At 46.8% G+C, this 18,610-nt stretch carries 16 protein-coding genes and 5 tRNA genes; 13 read left to right on the top strand and 8 right to left on the bottom strand.

The features are described from left to right. Positions 1-43 precede the first annotated feature (43 nt). The 4 genes from cobU (at position 44) to ldtA (ending at position 3,430) form a co-directional block, all read left to right on the top strand. Positions 44-589 (top strand): bifunctional adenosylcobinamide kinase/adenosylcobinamide-phosphate guanylyltransferase, encoded by a 546-nt coding sequence (gene cobU / locus D9741_RS17805; RefSeq protein ID WP_130216419.1) that lies wholly within the window; start codon positions 44-46, stop codon positions 587-589. Further along, the gene (cobS, locus tag D9741_RS17800) at positions 586-1,329 is read left to right on the top strand and encodes an adenosylcobinamide-GDP ribazoletransferase (RefSeq protein ID WP_130216421.1); all 744 of its coding nucleotides are present in this window, start codon (positions 586-588) and stop codon (positions 1,327-1,329) included. Before cobU ends, cobS begins: the two co-directional genes overlap by 4 nt. A gap of 24 nt (positions 1,330-1,353) precedes the next feature. After that, on the top strand, positions 1,354-2,433 hold the full coding sequence (gene cobT, locus D9741_RS17795) for a nicotinate-nucleotide--dimethylbenzimidazole phosphoribosyltransferase (protein WP_130216423.1): 1,080 nt from the start codon (positions 1,354-1,356) through the stop codon (positions 2,431-2,433). A 61-nt stretch (positions 2,434-2,494) separates the two neighbouring features. Continuing rightward, positions 2,495-3,430, top strand: a complete 936-nt coding sequence (gene ldtA / locus D9741_RS17790; protein WP_130216425.1) for a L,D-transpeptidase — start codon at positions 2,495-2,497, stop codon at positions 3,428-3,430. Between the two features lie 56 nt (positions 3,431-3,486). Here ldtA and D9741_RS17785 read toward each other — a convergent pair. Beyond that, positions 3,487-3,562 (bottom strand) — tRNA-Asn (locus D9741_RS17785). Positions 3,563-3,886: 324 nt separating this feature from the next. On the opposite strand from D9741_RS17785, the gene nac reads away from it, so the two are divergent. Continuing rightward, entirely contained in the window at positions 3,887-4,804 is a 918-nt protein-coding gene (nac, locus tag D9741_RS17780) for a nitrogen assimilation transcriptional regulator NAC (protein WP_130216427.1), read from the top strand. Between the two features lie 101 nt (positions 4,805-4,905). Next, on the top strand, positions 4,906-5,856 hold the full coding sequence (cbl, locus tag D9741_RS17775) for an HTH-type transcriptional regulator Cbl (protein WP_130216429.1): 951 nt from the start codon (positions 4,906-4,908) through the stop codon (positions 5,854-5,856). Between the two features lie 36 nt (positions 5,857-5,892). Here the strand turns inward: cbl and D9741_RS17770 are convergent. Then, positions 5,893-5,968: transfer RNA gene (locus D9741_RS17770), tRNA-Asn, on the bottom strand. Between the two features lie 160 nt (positions 5,969-6,128). Between D9741_RS17770 and yeeO the strand changes: the two genes are divergently transcribed. Next, complete coding sequence (gene yeeO / locus D9741_RS17765) at positions 6,129-7,586, top strand: toxic metabolite efflux MATE transporter YeeO (RefSeq protein WP_346461986.1); 1,458 nt, start codon at positions 6,129-6,131, stop codon at positions 7,584-7,586. A 130-nt stretch (positions 7,587-7,716) separates the two neighbouring features. After that, positions 7,717-7,792 (top strand) — tRNA-Asn (locus D9741_RS17760). A gap of 94 nt (positions 7,793-7,886) precedes the next feature. On the opposite strand, the gene amn is transcribed toward D9741_RS17760, so the two are convergent. The 3 genes from amn to D9741_RS17745 form a co-directional block, all read right to left on the bottom strand. Further along, positions 7,887-9,341 carry an AMP nucleosidase gene (gene amn, locus D9741_RS17755; RefSeq protein ID WP_130208633.1) on the bottom strand — a complete coding sequence of 485 codons (1,455 nt, stop codon included), beginning with the start codon at positions 9,339-9,341 and terminating at the stop codon, positions 7,887-7,889. A gap of 101 nt (positions 9,342-9,442) precedes the next feature. Further along, positions 9,443-10,759 carry a shikimate transporter gene (gene shiA, locus D9741_RS17750; RefSeq protein ID WP_130216433.1) on the bottom strand — a complete coding sequence of 439 codons (1,317 nt, stop codon included), beginning with the start codon at positions 10,757-10,759 and terminating at the stop codon, positions 9,443-9,445. Positions 10,760-11,067: 308 nt separating this feature from the next. Beyond that, positions 11,068-11,157 (bottom strand) — tRNA-Ser (locus tag D9741_RS17745). 93 nt (positions 11,158-11,250) lie between these two features. On the opposite strand from D9741_RS17745, the gene mtfA reads away from it, so the two are divergent. Both mtfA and D9741_RS17735 read left to right on the top strand, forming a co-directional pair. Further along, entirely contained in the window at positions 11,251-12,048 is a 798-nt protein-coding gene (gene mtfA, locus D9741_RS17740) for a DgsA anti-repressor MtfA (RefSeq protein WP_130216435.1), read from the top strand. A gap of 100 nt (positions 12,049-12,148) precedes the next feature. Then, a tRNA-Asn gene (locus tag D9741_RS17735) sits at positions 12,149-12,224 on the top strand. A gap of 83 nt (positions 12,225-12,307) precedes the next feature. Here D9741_RS17735 and D9741_RS17730 read toward each other — a convergent pair. Together D9741_RS17730 and hchA are read right to left on the bottom strand one after the other, a co-directional pair. Beyond that, complete coding sequence (locus D9741_RS17730) at positions 12,308-13,372, bottom strand: glycosyltransferase family 9 protein (RefSeq protein ID WP_130216538.1); 1,065 nt, start codon at positions 13,370-13,372, stop codon at positions 12,308-12,310. A gap of 291 nt (positions 13,373-13,663) precedes the next feature. Next, a complete protein-coding gene (gene hchA, locus D9741_RS17725; protein WP_130216437.1) occupies positions 13,664-14,515 on the bottom strand; it encodes a glyoxalase III HchA in 852 nt (283 codons plus the stop codon). 694 nt (positions 14,516-15,209) lie between these two features. Here hchA and D9741_RS17720 point away from each other — a divergent pair. Then, positions 15,210-15,614 (top strand): universal stress protein, encoded by a 405-nt coding sequence (locus tag D9741_RS17720; RefSeq protein WP_130216439.1) that lies wholly within the window; start codon positions 15,210-15,212, stop codon positions 15,612-15,614. An 89-nt stretch (positions 15,615-15,703) separates the two neighbouring features. Here D9741_RS17720 and ompC read toward each other — a convergent pair whose 3' ends face one another. Continuing rightward, positions 15,704-16,891: a porin OmpC gene (gene ompC / locus D9741_RS17715; RefSeq protein WP_130216441.1), complete on the bottom strand. Its 1,188-nt coding sequence runs from the start codon at positions 16,889-16,891 to the stop codon at positions 15,704-15,706. Between the two features lie 647 nt (positions 16,892-17,538). Between ompC and drpB the strand changes: the two genes are divergently transcribed. After that, a complete protein-coding gene (gene drpB, locus D9741_RS17710) occupies positions 17,539-17,820 on the top strand; it encodes a cell division protein DrpB (RefSeq protein WP_254446237.1) in 282 nt (93 codons plus the stop codon). 39 nt (positions 17,821-17,859) lie between these two features. Continuing rightward, the gene (locus tag D9741_RS17705) at positions 17,860-18,579 is read left to right on the top strand and encodes a phosphohydrolase (protein ID WP_130216445.1); all 720 of its coding nucleotides are present in this window, start codon (positions 17,860-17,862) and stop codon (positions 18,577-18,579) included. Positions 18,580-18,610: the final 31 nt, after the last annotated feature.

Raw genomic sequence — 18,610 nt, 5'->3', positions numbered from 1 at the left:
TCTGGTCAATGAATACCATCATACAATTGAACCGGGAGTCCGTATGATGATTTTGGTGACGGGGGGCGCACGGAGCGGGAAGAGCCGGCACGCCGAGGCGCTTATTGGGGACACTCCACAGGTCCTGTATATCGCTACTTCGCAAATTTTTGATGATGAGATGGCCGCACGGATTGAACACCATCGGCAAGGTCGCCCGGCGCACTGGCACACGGTGGAACGCTGGCAAAATCTTGATGAGTTAATTAACGCAGACATTAATCCGCAGGCTGCCGTGTTGCTGGAATGCATTACAACAATGGTGACTAATCTTTTGTTTGAATATGGCGGCAATAAAGATCCTGAAAAATGGGATTATGACGCGATGGAGCAGGCGATTAATGGTGAGATTCAATCGTTGATTGCCGCCTGTCAACGTTGTACTGCAAAGGTCGTATTAGTGACCAATGAAGTGGGCATGGGGATTGTGCCGGAGAATCGTCTGGCGCGACATTTTCGTGATATTGCCGGGCGGGTAAATCAGCAGTTGGCCGCTGCGGCAGATGAAGTATGGCTGGTGGTTTCGGGTATTGGAGTAAAAATCAAATGAGTAAATTATTTTGGGCGATGCTCTCTTTTATTACGCGTCTGCCTGTACCGCGTCGTTGGTCCCAGGGGCTGGATTTCGAGCATTATTCTCGCGGTATCATTACTTTTCCCTTAATTGGTTTATTGCTTGGCGCCATTAGTGGACTGGTCTTCATGGCGTTGCAGACATGGTGTGGCATACCGCTGGCGGCACTGTTTAGCGTGCTGGTGCTGGCGCTGATGACAGGGGGATTCCACCTGGACGGCCTCGCAGATACCTGTGATGGCGTATTTTCTGCACGTAGCCGCGATCGCATGTTGGAAATCATGCGTGATAGCCGTTTGGGTACTCACGGTGGTCTGGCGCTGATTTTTGTGGTTCTGGCAAAGATTCTGGTGCTAAGCGAGTTGGCACTGCGTGGCGAACCGATCCTTGCATCGCTGGCGGCAGCATGTGCGGTTAGCCGTGGGACTGCAGCATTGTTGATGTATCGTCATTGTTATGCCCGGGAAGAAGGGCTTGGTAATGTGTTCATTGGCAAAATTGACGGGCGACAAACCTGCGTCACACTCGGTTTAGCCGCTATTTTTGCTGCCGTATTATTGCCAGGTATGCATGGTGTGGCTGCTATGGTGGTGACGATGGTGGCGATTTTCGTCCTCGGTCAGGTTCTCAAACGGACTCTGGGCGGGCAAACCGGCGATACGCTGGGAGCAGCCATAGAACTTGGTGAACTGGTCTTCCTGCTGGCACTGCTATAAGACTGATTACCGAGGAGACGTTACATGCAAACACTCGCCGAATTATTGAATACGATCCCTGCCATCGATCCTGCCGCTATGTCGCGTACCCAACGGTATATTGACGGGTTACTCAAACCTGTCGGTAGTCTGGGAAGACTGGAGGCGCTTGCCGTACAACTGGCAGGAATGCCGGGACTGAATGGTGTGCCTCATGTGGGCCAAAAAGCAGTGCTGGTTATGTGTGCCGATCACGGCGTCTGGGATGAAGGTGTCGCTATTTCTCCGAAAGCAGTGACAGCCATCCAGGCTGAAAATATGACACGTGGAACAACTGGTGTGTGTGTGCTGGCAGCACAAGCGGGCGCTAAAGTTCACGTGATTGATGTTGGGATTGATACCGTTGAGCCTATCCCTGGGCTTATTAACATGCGTGTCGCACGAGGTAGCGGTAATATTGCCTCGGGTCCGGCAATGAGCCCCTGTCAGGCTGAAGCGTTACTTCTGGACGTCATACAATATACGCGCGAGTTAGCGAGAAATGGCGTCACGCTGTTTGGTGTGGGTGAACTGGGGGTGGCAAATACCACACCGGCAGCGGCGATAGTCAGTGCGATTACTGGACGCGATCCTGAAGAAGTAGTCGGTATTGGCGCAAACCTGCCGACAGATAAACTGGCTCATAAAGTTGATGTTGTTCGTCGGGCAATAACATTGAATCAACCGAATCCACAGGATGGTATTGATGTGCTGGCCAAAGTCGGTGGGTTTGATTTGGTCGGAATGGCTGGCGTAATGTTAGGTGCCGCTTCCTGCGGTTTACCCGTGTTGCTGGATGGATTTCTTTCTTACGCCGCTGCACTTGCCGCCTGCCGGATATGTCCTGCAATCAAACCGTATCTCATTCCTTCTCACCTGTCGGCAGAAAAAGGGGCGCGTATAGCGCTGTCACATTTGGGGCTGGAGCCTTATCTCAATATGGAAATGCGTTTAGGTGAGGGGAGTGGCGCAGCGCTGGCGATGCCCATCATCGAAGCCGCCTGCGCGATATACAGCAACATGGGTGAACTTGCCGCCAGTAATATTGTTCTACCGGGGAAGACGACTTCTGAATTAAACAGTTAAAAACGAAAAGTCAGATAAAAGCTATACTTATCGGATAGCTTTCGCGACTTAGGAAAGGGACATGATGCGTCGTGTAAATATTCTTTGTTCATTTGTTCTGCTTTTTGCCAGCCATAATAGTCTGGCGGTAACTTATCCACTCCCTCCAGAGGGTAGCCGTTTAGTAGGGCAACCACTGACAATAACGGTTCCTGATCACAATACCCAGCCGCTGGAAACCTTTGCTGCACAGTACGGGCAAGGTCTGAGTAATATGCTGGAAGCGAATCCGGGTGCTGATGTTTTCTTGCCGAAGTCTGGCTCGCAACTCACCATTCCGCAGCAACTGATTTTGCCCGCCACTGTTCGTAAAGGGATTGTGGTTAACGTCGCTGAGATGCGTCTTTATTACTACCCGCCGGACAGTAATACTGTGGAAGTGTTTCCTATCGGCATTGGTCAGGCCGGGCGTGAAACGCCGCGCAATTGGGTGACTGCCGTTGAACGTAAACAAGAAGCACCAACCTGGACACCAACCCCTAATACTCGCCGTGAATATGCAAAACGAGGGGAGAGCCTGCCAGCATTTGTCCCTGCGGGGCCCGATAATCCTATGGGGCTTTATGCCATCTATATTGGTCGGCTTTATGCCATCCACGGAACTAATGCCAATTTTGGCATTGGCTTGCGGGTGAGTCAGGGCTGTATTCGTCTGCGCAATGATGACATAAAGTATTTGTTCGATAATGTTCCAGTCGGGACGCGCGTGCAAATTATCGATCAGCCGGTGAAATACACAACGGAACTGGATGGCTCAAAGTGGCTGGAAGTTCATGAACCGTTATCGCGCAATCGGGCGGAATATGAGTCCGACAGAAAAGTGCCATTGCCGGTAACGCCTTCATTGCAGGCATTTATCAATGGACAAGAGGTTGATGTAAATCGGGCAAATGCTGCGTTGCAACGTCGATCGGGAATGCCTGTGCAAGTTAATTCTGGTTCCAGGCAGATGTTTTAAAATAGTTGTTACGTAGAAAGCAAAAAACCTGCTCGAAAGCAGGTTTTTTTTGAATTTGGCTCCTCTGACTGGACTCGAACCAGTGACATACGGATTAACAGTCCGCCGTTCTACCGACTGAACTACAGAGGAATCGTGTGAACGGGGCGCATATTAATGGCAGCGTTCCGCGATGTCAAAGGGGGAAATGCATTTTTTTGTTCGTTTGCTGGCAATTTCAACAAAGCGATGAACATTCAAGCTTTTTTGTAATGTTCCATTGTAGTGCATGCCATCCTTTTATGGGGCAATGAACGCTCGTTCTGTGACCTGGATGAAAGGACAAAACATTCATAATCTCTTATTTGACACGTGATTAGCTTTCGCATTAGCGCCAAACTTAAACTGGCAAGCATCTTGCAATCTGGTTGTGAGTAATACCGGCACTTGGGCCGATTCTTAAAAACCGGAGGCAACATGAACTTCAGACGCCTGAAATACTTCGTAAAAATTGTAGACATTGGTAGCCTGACCCAGGCTGCTGAAGTGTTGCATATCGCGCAGCCTGCGCTCAGTCAGCAGGTCGCCACACTGGAAGGCGAGCTGGATCAACAACTTTTGATTCGCACTAAACGTGGCGTTACTCCAACAGACGCCGGAAAAATTCTCTATACCCATGCGCGGGCAATTTTACGTCAGTGTGAACAGGCCCAACTGGCAGTTCATAACGTAGGTCAGACATTATCGGGTCAAGTCTCAATTGGCTTTGCGCCAGGAACCGCCGCGTCGTCTATCACCATGCCCTTATTACAGGCGGTACGTGCCGAATTTCCGGAAGTGATTATCTATCTACATGAAAACAGCGGCGCTGTTCTTAACGATAAACTTATAAATAGCCAGCTTGATATGGCGGTAATTTACGAGCATTCCCCTGTGGCAGGCGTATCCAGCCAGGCTTTGTTAAAAGAAGATCTTTTTCTTGTCGGAACTCAGGATTTTCCAGGGCAAAGCGTTGATGTTAATGCTATAGCACAAATGAATCTCTTTCTTCCCGGCGATTACAGTGCCGTAAGACTCCGCGTTGATGAGGCTTTTTCTTTACGGCGACTCACGGCAAAAGTCATCGGTGAAATTGAGTCTATCGCCACGCTTACCGCAGCGATTGCCAGCGGCATGGGGGTTGCAGTGTTACCCGAATCAGCCGCGCGCTCGTTATGTGACGCAGTTAACGGATGGATGTCACGTATTACCACACCGTCAATGAGTCTCTCCTTGTCATTAAATTTACCAGCCAGAGCAAAACTGTCGCCACAGGCACAAGCAGTGAAAGAGCTTTTATTGTCAGTGATCAGTCCTCCAGTCATGGAAAAAAGACAATGGCAATTGGTTAGCTAAACGTTATATCTGGATGGAATAAGATGCGGGTTTTTATTATTTGTTATGCCGGGCGTTAGACTTTAACAATAGCGGAATGTCTGATCTGCCCGGAGTTTACCGTGAATTTCCAACAACTAAAGATAATCCGCGAGGCTGCACGTCAGGATTACAACCTGACAGAGGTTGCGAATATGCTTTTTACCTCACAGTCAGGTGTCAGCCGTCATATTCGAGAGCTGGAGGATGAGCTTGGTATAGAAATATTCGTTCGTCGGGGCAAACGACTGCTTGGTATGACTGAACCGGGCAAAGCATTGCTGGTAATTGCAGAACGCATTCTGAATGAAGCCAGTAATGTTCGTCGACTTGCCGATCTCTTTACCAACGATACATCTGGCGTTCTCACTATCGCAACGACGCATACTCAGGCACGCTACAGCTTGCCAAAGGTCATTAAAGCCTTTCGCGAACTTTTCCCGGAAGTGCGGCTTGAGCTTATCCAGGGAACACCACAGGAAATTGCGACGTTGCTGCAAAATGGCGGGGCCGATATTGGCATCGCCAGTGAGCGTCTGAGCAATGATCCGCAACTCGTCGCCTTCCCATGGTTTCGTTGGCATCATAGTTTGCTCGTTCCAGATAATCATCCCTTAACAAAAATTACGCCATTGACGCTGGAATCAATAGCGAAGTGGCCGTTGATCACTTACCGACAGGGGATTACTGGTCGCTCGCGGATTGATGACGCATTTGCCCGCAAAGGTTTGTTGGCAGATATTGTATTGAGTGCACAGGATTCTGATGTTATCAAAACCTACGTAGCCCTTGGCCTGGGGATTGGATTAGTAGCAGAACAATCCAGTGGCGAACGAGAGGAAGAGAATTTAATTCGTCTGGAAACGCGCCATCTTTTCGATGCTAATACCGTCTGGTTGGGACTAAAACGAGGACAATTACAGCGTAACTATGTCTGGCGTTTTCTGGAACTGTGCAATGCAGGACTGTCGGTTGAGGATATTAAGCGACAGGTGATGGAAAATAGTGAAGAGGAAATTGATTATCAGATATAGCAAAAAGCCCGCTATAAAGCGGGCTTTTCAGAAATTTGGCTCCTCTGACTGGACTCGAACCAGTGACATACGGATTAACAGTCCGCCGTTCTACCGACTGAACTACAGAGGAATCGCTGTTGAGGCACATCTTAACGGCGAAAAATCTTTTGTCAAACCTGATTTTTAAATTTCTCAACCGTTTGCCGTTTCTATCAACAGTTTGTTGCATTTGCAGACAATTTGCTGGCGAAAATCTTTGCAGCTTTGCTGATTCTCCCTCATTATTTGAAATGTGGTTTCACTTTCTGCAATTAAGGTCAGTTTTGAATATCTCCTCAGCTTTACGCCAGATTGTTCATGGCACTCGCTGGCACGCAAAACGTAAGAGCTACAAGGTGTTGTTCTGGCGTGAGATAACCCCGCTTGCTGTTCCTATCTTTATGGAGAATGCCTGTGTCCTGTTGATGGGCGTACTGAGCACGTTTCTGGTCAGTTGGCTGGGAAAAGATGCGATGGCAGGCGTTGGGTTGGCGGACAGTTTTAATATGGTCATTATGGCTTTTTTTGCAGCTATCGACCTTGGTACTACAGTCGTTGTGGCATTTAGTCTCGGTAAGCGTGATCGACGGCGAGCGAGGGTAGCGACACGGCAGTCATTAGTGATCATGACATTGTTTGCCGTACTGTTGGCAGCGCTTATTCATCATTTTGGTGAGCAAATTATCGATTTTGTTGCAGGTGAGGCCACACCGGAGGTAAAAGCACTGGCGCTGACTTATCTGGAGCTGACAGTCATCAGTTATCCTGCGGCGGCAATCACCTTGATTGGCAGCGGAGCACTTCGCGGCGCAGGGAATACGAAAATACCGCTTCTTATAAATGGTAGTTTGAATATCCTTAATATCATCATTAGCGGCATATTGATTTACGGTCTTTTCTCCTGGCAGGGGTTAGGGTTTGTCGGGGCAGGACTGGGATTAACTATTTCCCGTTATATTGGCGCAGTCGCCATTTTGTGGGTTCTGGCGATTGGTTTTAATCCTGCGTTACGGATCTCGTTAAAGAGCTATTTTAAACCATTGAATTTCAGCATTATCTGGGAAGTAATGGGGATTGGTATTCCGGCAAGTGTGGAATCCGTATTATTTACCAGTGGCCGGTTATTAACACAAATGTTCGTTGCCGGGATGGGGACGAGTGTTATCGCCGGGAATTTTATCGCTTTTTCGATTGCGGCTCTTATCAATTTACCAGGAAGTGCACTTGGTTCTGCTTCTACAATCATTACGGGTCGAAGGTTGGGGGTAGGGCAAAGAGCGCAAGCAGAAATTCAATTGAGGCATGTGTTTTGGCTGTCCACTATTGGGTTAACGGCAATAGCCTGGTTAACAGCCCCCTTTGCCGGGATTATGGCGTCGTTTTATACCCAGGATCCGCAGGTTAAACATGTCGTTGTGATTCTGATTTGGTTGAATGCTTTATTTATGCCGATTTGGTCCGCCTCTTGGGTACTACCTGCTGGTTTTAAAGGTGCCCGAGATGCTCGCTACGCCATGTGGGTTTCTATGCTGAGCATGTGGGGATGCCGGGTAGTAGTCGGTTATATGTTGGGAATCATGCTTGGCTGGGGTGTGGTTGGCGTCTGGATGGGGATGTTTGCCGACTGGGCCGTGCGGGCTGTGCTGTTTTACTGGCGAATGGTGACAGGGCGATGGCTATGGAAATACCCTCGTTCTGAGCATGAATAGTATGAAAAAAAGCCAGGTGTGTCGGAATAAACGACAAAGCGCAGATTATTTCAGCAAACGAATTCAAAATTAAAAAACAGGCTTTGACATTGTGGATGGGCATCGTTAATATTCGCCCCGTTCTCGCGATTCCTCTGTAGTTCAGTCGGTAGAACGGCGGACTGTTAATCCGTATGTCACTGGTTCGAGTCCAGTCAGAGGAGCCAAATTTCTGAAAAGCCCGCTTTTATAGCGGGCTTTTTGCTTTGTTACTTAATCAAATCCTTCACATCTTTTCCTGACGCAAAGGATCTGAACTCATTATCGGAACGGTGGTTCATTAAAGGTCCGCAGTTTACGCGAATGCAGTCGGTCGCCTTCTGCGCGCAGCAAGTCTATCGCCCGAATGCCAATTTGCAGGTGCTCGGAAATTGCGCCTTCATAAAAACGGTTAGCCTGACCGGGAAGTTTAATCTCACCATGCAACGGTTTATCTGAAACACACAGTAGTGTCCCGTATGGCACGCGGAAACGATATCCTTGTGCTGCAATGGTGGCACTTTCCATATCAATTGCCACGGCCCGACTTAAATTAAAACGCAGTGCAGAAGCTGAGTAGCGTAGCTCCCAGTTCCTGTCATCAGTGGTTACTACAGTTCCAGTGCGTAGCCGCTGTTTAACTTCCTCACCCGGCCTGCCGCTGACGAGTTTGGTGGCGTCATAAAGTGCACGTTGTACTTCAGCAATGCTCGGAATAGGAATATCGGGGGGCAGAACCGCATCAAGAACGTGGTCATCGCGTAAATAAGCATGCGCAAGTACGTAATCTCCAATAGCCTGGCTTTCACGTAATCCTCCGCAGTGACCAATCATCAACCAGACATCCGGGCGCAGCACCGCCAGATGATCGCAGATAGTTTTGGCATTTGACGGCCCCACGCCAATATTAACCAGAGTAATACCCTGACCATCGGTAGTGATTAAATGCCATGCGGGCATCTGGTGTTTTTTCCATGCGAGGTCGGAAATTGCTTCTTCCGGTGCTTCGGTTTCAGCGGTGATCCAGTTCCCGCCAGCACAAGAAAGGGCAATGTAGGGGCTATGAGGATCAAGGATCTGGCTGCACCCCCAACGTACGAATTCATCCACATAACGTGTGTAGTTGGTAAACAAGACGAACGGCTGAAAATGTTCAACTGGCGTACCCGTATAATGGCGTAACCGTGCGAGGGAAAAATCTACCCGGCGTGCATCAAAATGCGATAGCGGGGAGAATTCCGTTGGATGATAAATGCCGTCTGCCGTTTCATCGCCAATTTGTGCCAGTTCGGTTGTCGGGAAATAACGAGTTAATCCGGCGCTCATTGAGCGATCAAGCGTCAGCTCTGAGCCGTCGATGACATAGGGATAAGGAATTTCATGCTCTGACGGTTGCACGGAAATATGTGCACCATAATCCTGGTACAGCAGAGTTAATTGTTCATTAAGATATGAACGAAAGAGGGCAGGGCGGGTGATGGTGGTCGTGTAGCTGCCAGCGTGAGTAAAACGACCAAACGCGCGTGTTTTGGGAGGGTTTGTTGCGCTACCGTCCCAGGTCACGGTCAGCGATGGATAGACAAAAAGACCGTGTTTTCGGGCGTTTTCATCAGGCAGTTCGCCACTTTTAATATATTTGCCAATGGCGTTGCGTAAAGCGACTACAGATTTTTCATATAGCGCGTCAAGTTTATCCAGTGCCTGAGCTGGGGTCAGACCGGAGCCCTTATTATTCATGTGTGTCTCCTGTTCCATACAATTACCGCTTTTCCGATAGTATGTCACAGGAATGTGAAACAAAAGTGTAAGGCGAAGATCGGACGATCTTCGCCACAGCCTCAGGCGCGTTGATTGTCTTTCATCAACAAAGCGGTTATTGCGGAAATCAGGCAGCCAGCCAGCAAATAAATGGCGACGCTATGCCAGTCTCCAGCAAAATAAGTAATCAGAGCAGCAGCAATAAAAGGTGTAAATCCACCGCCTACCACGCTGGCAACCTGATATCCGACGCCAGCGCCGCTGTAGCGATAACTGGCACCAAACATCTCGGTGAACATCGGCTGTTGCACGCAAACCACCATGTCATGCGCAATGTTCGCCAGCATAATGGAGAAGAAAACGATCCAGAAAATGGACTGTGCCTCAAGCGCTATAAAAAAAGGAAATGCGCTTAACGTACCGATTATTGCGCCGGTGATATAAACCCTACGGCGACCAAAACGATCGGCAAGCCAGGCAAAACAGGGAATTGTCAGGCAGCTTAATCCACCCACCAGCAAACCAATATTGAGGAACAATTCGCGCGGCAGCCCCATATTCTGGGTCGAATAGTTAAGTGCAAAGGCGGTAACGATATACATTGTTAGCAACTCGCACAGTCGCAGCGCAATAATCTTAAGGAAAGCACCGGGATGTCGTAACAGAGCTTCGATAACCGGGATGCGTTTTTGCACTACCGCTTGATTATGCTGCTGTTGTTCAAATTCAGCGGACTCCTCCATGCCATTGCGCACCCACAATGCACCCAGCACCAGTACGATGCTAAACAGGAAAGGAATGCGCCAACCCCAGCTCAAAAATTGCTCGTCAGTTGTCATCATACTGATCAGTGACACCAGTCCGGTTGAAAGGAGTAACCCTACACCGTAACCAACTTGTACGCCGCTACTGTAAAAGGCTTTTTTGTTTTTGGGCGCGCTCTCAACGGACAGCAACGCAGCGCCTCCCCATTCGCCGCCAACAGCAAATCCCTGAATAGCTCGCAGCATCACCAGTAAAATTGGTGCCCACCAGCCAATAGTTGAGAACGAAGGGAGAATGCCGATCAATGCTGTGGCGATGCCCATCATCCAGACGGTAAGCATCAACATGCGCTTACGCCCCAGTCGGTCGCCGAAATGGCCGAAAATGACGCCACCGAGCGGACGAAAAAGGAAACCGACACCAAAGGTAGCAAATGCAGCGAGCGTTCCCATTGCCGGGCTTACCTGCGGGAAAAACTCGCGATTAAACACCAATGCGGCGGTAATGCCATAGAGTAAAAAATCATACCAGTCGACGACGGCACCCGCGAAACTGCCTAATGCAGCGCGTCGGGCGCGACTTAACGAAAGCGTTCCTTCATCGGGACGCGTGGAGATGAGCGTGGAGTCCATAGTGATCCTGTTTGTACTGTCTTTTTATAATTAGTATGGAAAAGGTAACTCACATTGCCGTCGATCTATAAACGAACCTTATGAGACTAACGCGACAGAAAGCATCTGCAAATGTTTTTATGCCAGGAACTGAGGATGAAGGGCCGGGAGGGGGCAGTTACATATTACAACCGCGTTGAACAGAAAAATGTGAACGCTAAAGCCGCAACGCATGCTCGGCTGATGCTATTTTTCTCTGATGGGTTTTTTTGAATTTTCCTAATGGGATTTGTGTCACTGACACCAGGCGAGCTAATTGCTTGAATGATTGGCGGAGAGAGGGGGATTTGAACCCCCGGTAGAGTTGCCCCTACTCCGGTTTTCGAGACCGGTCCGTTCAGCCGCTCCGGCATCTCTCCGTTCAGATGGTTGCCATGATGCCAGGAAATTTGGCATTTTAACAGTCCCTGTCCGTGCAATTTTGTTCAAGTGACGAGTTTGCGAGCAAAACGATGATTAAGTGGCCCTGGAAAGTACAAGAAACAGATCATGAAGATACGCTGCCATGGAAGGAAGCTCTGGCGATACCTCTTTTGACATGTCTGACAGAGCAGGAGCAAAGCAAACTAGTCACTCTTGCCGAACGTTTTTTACAGCAAAAAAGACTGGTCCCGCTACAAGGATTTGAACTTGATGCATTGAAAAGTAGTCGCATCGCCTTACTTTTCTGCTTGCCTGTTCTGGAGCTTGGACTGGAATGGCTGGATGGTTTTCATGAAGTGCTAATTTACCCTGCGCCATTTGTGGTGGACGATGAATGGGAAGACGATATAGGACTGGTACATAATCAACGTATCGTTCAATCAGGACAAAGCTGGCAGCAAGGCCCAATCGTGCTGAACTGGCTCGATATACAAGATTCTTTCGATGCCTCGGGCTTTAATCTGATTATCCACGAAGTTGCACATAAACTGGATACGCGAAATGGCGATCGCGCCAGTGGGGTTCCCTTTATTTCTTTACGTGAGGTCGCAGGATGGGAACACGATCTTCATGCGGCGATGGATAACATTCAGGAAGAAATTGAGTTAGTGGGCGAAAATGCCTCCAGCATCGATGCTTATGCTGCCAGTGACCCTGCAGAATGTTTTGCCGTGCTTTCCGAATACTTTTTTAGTGCGCCGGAACTTTTTGCGCCACGCTTCCCCTCGCTGTGGCAACGTTTCTGCCAATTTTATAAGCAGGATCCATTACAACGGCTACGAAATGCCAGTGGGCGAGACACCTATCCAGTACCAAATGTTCATTAAATATAAATTTTGTTGCTTAATTAACCGATTGAAATGGCTTGCGAATTTTAGTGTTGACACTCGCTGCGCTGCTAAGTAATATTCGCCTCGTTCTCACGATTCCTCTGTAGTTCAGTCGGTAGAACGGCGGACTGTTAATCCGTATGTCACTGGTTCGAGTCCAGTCAGAGGAGCCAAATTCAAAAAAGCCTGCTTTCGAGCAGGCTTTTTGCTTTTCTGCAAACGTGCTTTAGTGTTTGAATTTTTGTTAGAGCTTTCATTACGCTGTGACTGAAATTTTCGCGATAATCCTTTTCAGCGTATTGCTGAATTCATCCAAATTTAGATGATCAATAGCCTTTCCTACCACAATCGTCTCTGAAATATCGGCCATGGCAGGCCAGCGAGTCTTATAATCAGCATACACGGCGATGACAGGAACATTATAAGCACTTGCCATGTGTAAAATAGATGTGTCTGGCGTTATTGCAAGGAAGGCATCTCTTATGATTGCTGCAGACCGCATTATTGAAGGTGATAACGACAAATGATAAACGTTATCAAAATGCCGGGTTAGTTCCAGGGCTGTTTCCGAACCTTTCGGACCATGAACAATGACAATTGGCATGTCTGATTGTATTTTAATCATCCCGATGATTTTTTGTGCCATTGTTAGTGAAAATGTTCTCGCTTGCACGCTACCTTCTAAATTAAGAGCAATATATGAACCTAATGAATGCATCTCACAACGTACTTCGTTTAGCACTATTTCGCTGAGGGGCAATTCAAATCTGGGCGGGGGCGCCGGAAATCCTACTTCTCGCATCATGAAGGCCCAGGTCAGCGGTACTGGGGCGCGTAGTGACTGATCCATTTTCGACGCTGACTTACATATCGGTGAATAACATTTCATCGTTAAACCCACAACCTGTAAATTTGCATTGGCTCGTAAGTGACTAATAAATAGCATCGTCTTCAGGTTTTTCTTGCGCATTGCTTCAATACAAAGATCAGGAGTTCCATATTGTTCATTGATGTTTTTTGCTAATTTTTTTATTTCTTTAATACTGGCATGATCCTGCATTGTCATACTGACCAATGTTAATTTTGTTTGTTCCAGATGAAGTGCATCAAAAACAGATTTATTAATTGTTGATGTGACAATCAATAAGTGTTTTATTTTATGCATTTCAAGCGATCGGATTATTGGATAAATAGCCATTGCATCCCCAATTTGATCGGGGATGTGAATAACTACAAATTCACTTTTTGCAATATTAGTATCTTTGCAGCGATAATCATAATACGCAAATGCAATACGTCTGAAAAATGATACAAATGACATTTCCAACCTCGCTTCCATTCTGGTTAAAACGTGGTGAAGTTTATCAGAAATGATTGATTTCTAAAATCGATAAATAATAACGTGGAATATACTATATATTTATGGTTTATGTGTTAATCATTTTCGAGAATTATCATTCTGTTTAAAAACAGCTTGTGTCGCATTCTTCAGTCTGAGGGGCGTAAAGTGAAGGGAAGCGTTAAAACGTCAGCAATTGGAGGTGGTCGTTTTCATGTTTGTTAAGTGGGGGAGAGTGACCCCCACTTTTATTCCACAGTAAGTGTCAGCCGATTAACCTACGTATGCGGCCAGCATCTCCTGTGCTGCCAGTTTGCCTAACGCATTTGCTGCGAAAGGACTGTCACCGGTTAAAAGTTTACGATCTTTGTGTACCCGGCCGGTAATATCATCATTGACGATGTTCATGCCCATTTTCTTCAGTTCTTCACCAAAGTACCAGGTCAGATGACCCGGCATGTAGCCAATCTCTGGCGTTTGTTTGTCTGCAGCGTCAGGGAATGCGCAAATTGAATAACCATTTAATGGGTTATCGCCGTGTCGAAGCGCCAGAAAGGCTGCTGGACCGTGGCAAAGGGAGATAACAAAACGGTCATTTTCGATTGCCCACTGCAGAGCGGCAGCCACGTCTTTGCTTTCTGGTAAACCAATGAGAGCACCGTGACCGCCAGGAACAAAGATTGCTGCATATTCGCTGTCTGCGTTGAGGCTGGCGACAACATCTGCCAATTTTTTCGGATTGCGGAACAGAGATTTGTGCTGCTCAAAGAATGGCATAATTTTTTCATCTTTCCGCGGCATAGCCCAATATTCAAATTTTGTCATCAGGCCAGAAAGCGTCGCAACTTCGAACTCGAAACCAGCAGCATGCAGATGATATAACGGCAGCAACGTTTCAATCGGATGGTTTCCTGTTGAGAAGAGCTTACCATTATCGGTTGGCAAATAGCGTTCATCGGCGGCGATTACCAGGATTTTTTGCTTTCCGCTATACGGTTTTGGATAGTCTACCCCATCAAGATCAGAAATCGGGCTGGTATATTGGCCTAACGAATATTCTGACGGGAAGAAAGCATTATCTTCAGCCATATCGATTTGCGGATTCTTACTTTGTTGAACAGTCATAGTGTATTCCTTGTTGTTACTTATGTAGGTTAGTCACTATATTCGCGACTGAGCTGGTTGCTATTTTTAACCAGATAGGAAATTGGAGTCAATATATCGAAAGCGGTATGCAAGGGGGAGTGTGCGATGACTATGCTGCACTTGTGTAGGATATTAGTCATGCCAATTTTCTCCTTATTGCGTAAAGTGGTTGGAACTGGTGTTAATTTATTTTAGTCTATTTTTCAGAAATCATGATATTGACACCCTGGTAGCACAATTTTTAATTGTGGGGATTTTTTGTGCTCACGTGATGCTTAGAGCGGCGCCGGGGGGGGCTGACAACCGAGTGATTTGCCTGAGGCCTGCTTAAGATAGGTAAATGCTGGAGCAAAGAATCTCCCCGGAACATGCGATGAGAGTGTAAGTTAAGAAAATGAGATTATTAGCAAAAAATAATCGTAAAACTGTCTGGCACGAAAGATTATCGCGAAAGAATGATGATCCAGATTAAGGTTTAACTGATGACAGATATGATTAATTACTTGTCATCAGATGTACTCTTTGCGCAATTTGCCAGAGGGAATGGGCTGGAGACTAAAGTGGGGCAGCAACGATAACTTTTCTAAAGATAATGACATAAATATAGCATTAAAAATATGCACTAATCATTCAAGCGCAGTTGATTAATATTGAATTTTTTCAGGGAATACCTATGTACCGAAATATTGTTATTCCGGTGAATGTTTTTTCTCGGGATGATAGAGAGCAAGCGTTTTTCCATGCGCAATTTTTCGCCAATGTTTCTTCTGGGCATGTTCACTTACTTGGCTTTATACCGGAATATTTAAGAGTTCTCGAGCGTGGGTATATTTCTGATATGCATCGTTTTAAAGAAGCTCTACGTGGGCAGGCTGTGTGCCGTTTAGCTCATATAGCAGAACAACTGGTTTTGCCTGAAGGATTTATTCATACATATGTTCATTTCGGCACTCTTCCGGAAGGGATAAAGGAACTTGCTGAACAACAACTGGCTGATGTTATTGTGCTGGGAGCTACGCAGGAATTAGGGTTTATCGACATGCTACGGCAGTTTAGCGTGCCGCTGTTGGTGATTTGATGTGGGATATAAAAAAGCCTGAATTCGATGAGGGACGAACTCAGGCCGATATTATGTTTTACAGTTACGAGCCGCGGCGCGTTGGCTGATTAGAACTGGTAGACTAAGCCCACAGCAACGATATCGTCGGTCGCGATGCCGTTTTCTTTGTAGAAGTCGTCGCCGTTGTCCAGCAGGTTGATTTTATAATCAACATAGGTGGACATGTTTTTGTTGAAATAGTAGGTCATACCGATATCAACATATTTAACCAGGTCTTTGTTGGTGTAATGATGATTACCCTGGCTGTCAAAGTTATCACTATTTACACCGCCTAAATCCTTACCTTTTGATTGCAGGTAAGCGATGGACGGACGCAGACCGAAGTCGAACTGATACTGAGCAACAACTTCGAAGTTTTGGGTTTTGTTAGCGATAGCATCAGCATCACCGTAACCAGTCATGTTACGGGTTTCAGCATACATGGCTGCTAAGTAAACGTTATTAGCGTCGTATTTAGCACCAACGGTCCATGCTTCTGCTGTTTCACCGCCAGCTGTTGCATCGAAGCGATCTCCATAACGAGTGTTATGAGTACCTTTGTGAACCTGGTTATCGGTACGGTCAGAGTTAGAATATGCAGCACCCAGACTTAAACCGAAGTCAAAGTCATAGGAAGTTGACATACCGTAACCATCGCCGTTCTCTTTGGCCAATTTACGGCCATTACCGTTACCGGAACCTTCTTGATCAAATAATCCGCTTTTTTCGTTATTACCCTGGTATTGCAGAGCAAAGTTCAGACCATCAACCTGGCCAAAGAAGCCATTGTTACGGTAGGTTGCAACGCTGTTAGCACGACCGTTCATGAAGTTGTCGGCGCCAGCATAGGTATCTCCACCAAATTCTGGCAGCATATCGGTCCATGCTTCTACGTCATATACGACACCGTAGTTACGACCATAGTCGAAAGTGCCGTTCTGACCGAAACCAAAGCCTGCAAATGCCAGACGCGTTGCGGTATTACCCTTGTCACTTTCCGGGCCGTTTGCACCAATGTTAAATTCCCACTGACCATAGCCAGTGAACTGGTCAGCGATCTGGGTTTCACCTTTGAAACCGATACGGGCATATGACATGTCGCCATCACTGCCAGAGTCATCAGAGAAGTAGTGCAGACCCGCTACTTTTCCGTATAAATCCAGTTTATTACCATCTTTATTATAGACTTCAGCCGCATTTGCTGCGCCAGCAACTAATAACGCCGGGACCAGCATTGCCAGAACTTTTCTTTTCATTATGTATTCCCTTGTGATTATAATCTTCATGAATATATCAATAAGTGCCGTTATCCAAAAAAAAGCACATTTGGATACTATTCTATGAAGTTCATTTTATTTTAAAGATTACATGTAACAAATGTATTTAAAAGATTTCAAAATGTTTCTATTCTATTTAATATAATTCAAAATTATGAATTGTAGACATAAGCATTCATCATTTTTATATTTCTATATCAATGATTTATTGTTCTTTTGGAAGGATAGGTTGCATCAATGGTTGTTGAGCTAAAGACTTAGTGTGATCTACTGCACATAAATAAACGCATAAAAAAAGCCGGCATCATGCCGGCCCAAAAATATAAACAAGACGATAAAAGGCTAATAACGCAGTTATCATGACACAGAAAACAAAAAAGGTATAATTGCATTCAGTGTTAATATATTCAAAATATGAATTAATTAATTATGCTCAAACGAAAAACAAATGCCTTCCGACTTGTTTTTACTGCAAATAATGTCACTGGTTAAGATTCATATATTTGTTCAAAAAATGAATGAGACTTGACTGGCTCGACCGATGTGGAAAAATGTGACTTTTATCACATAACAGTATAAGTCTGAATTTTCCGGGTTATCTCAAAATGGAGTATGGTTCGACAGCAATGGAAGAAAGACTCTCTCGCAGCCCTGGCGGCAAACTGGCTTTATGGGCTTTCTATACCTGGTGTGGTTATTTTGTCTGGGTAATGGCGCGTTACATCTGGGTAATGAGCCGCATCCCCGATGCCCCCGTGTCTGGATTTGAAAGTGATTTAGGTTCAACTGCGGGTAAGTGGTTAGGTGCGTTAGTGGGATTTTTGTTTATGGCCATGGTCGGTGCGTTGTTAGGCGGCATTGCCTGGTACACGCGACCTCGACCCGTACGTAACAGACGCTATGAGTAAAAACTGCTAAGGTTGCGACTCTTTGGCAGCGGAGCGCATATGGACTTACAACACTGGCAGGCACAATTCGAGAACTGGTTGAAGAGCCATCATCAGTATCAGGACGCGGCCCATGACCTGTGTCATTTTCGCCGCGTCTGGGCGACGGCACAAAAACTGGCGGTAGATGAAGACGTGGACATGCTGGTGATTTTAACCGCCTGTTATTTTCACGATATCGTGAGCCTGGCGAAAAATCATCCGCAACGACAGCAATCTTCAATACTGGCAGCAGAAGAGACGCGTCGCCTGCTATGCGAAGAGTTCGCGCAATTTCCAGCGGAGAAAATCGAGGCCGTTTGTCATGCCATTGCAGCACACAGTTTCAGTGCGCAAATTACGCCCCTAACGGCGGAAGCTAAAATCGTGCAGGATGCGGACCGGCTGGAAGCCTTAGGCGCAATTGGCCTGGCGCGTGTGTTTGCGGTTTCAGGCGCGTTGGGTGTGGCGCTGTTTGATGGCGAAGATCCGTTCGCGCAGCATCGGCCGCTCGATGATAAACGCTACGCGCTGGACCATTTTCAGACCAAGCTGCTAAAACTACCGCAAACGATGCAGACCACAAAAGGTAAACAACTGGCGCAACACAACGCCCGTTTTCTGGTGGAGTTTATGACCAAACTTAGTGCTGAACTGGCGGGGGAGAATGAAGGTATCGATCACAACGTGATTGATGCGTTTTCGTCAGCTGACTGCGCGCGTGGCCCTAAACCGATGTAATTATGTTAACCTGTCGGCCATCTCATATGGC

It is taken from the genome of Escherichia sp. E14V7 (assembly GCF_004212225.1).
GTDB lineage: Bacteria > Pseudomonadota > Gammaproteobacteria > Enterobacterales > Enterobacteriaceae > Escherichia.
The sequence above is the reverse complement of the archived record's forward strand: the minus strand, read 5'-3'. Positions and strand labels throughout refer to the sequence as shown.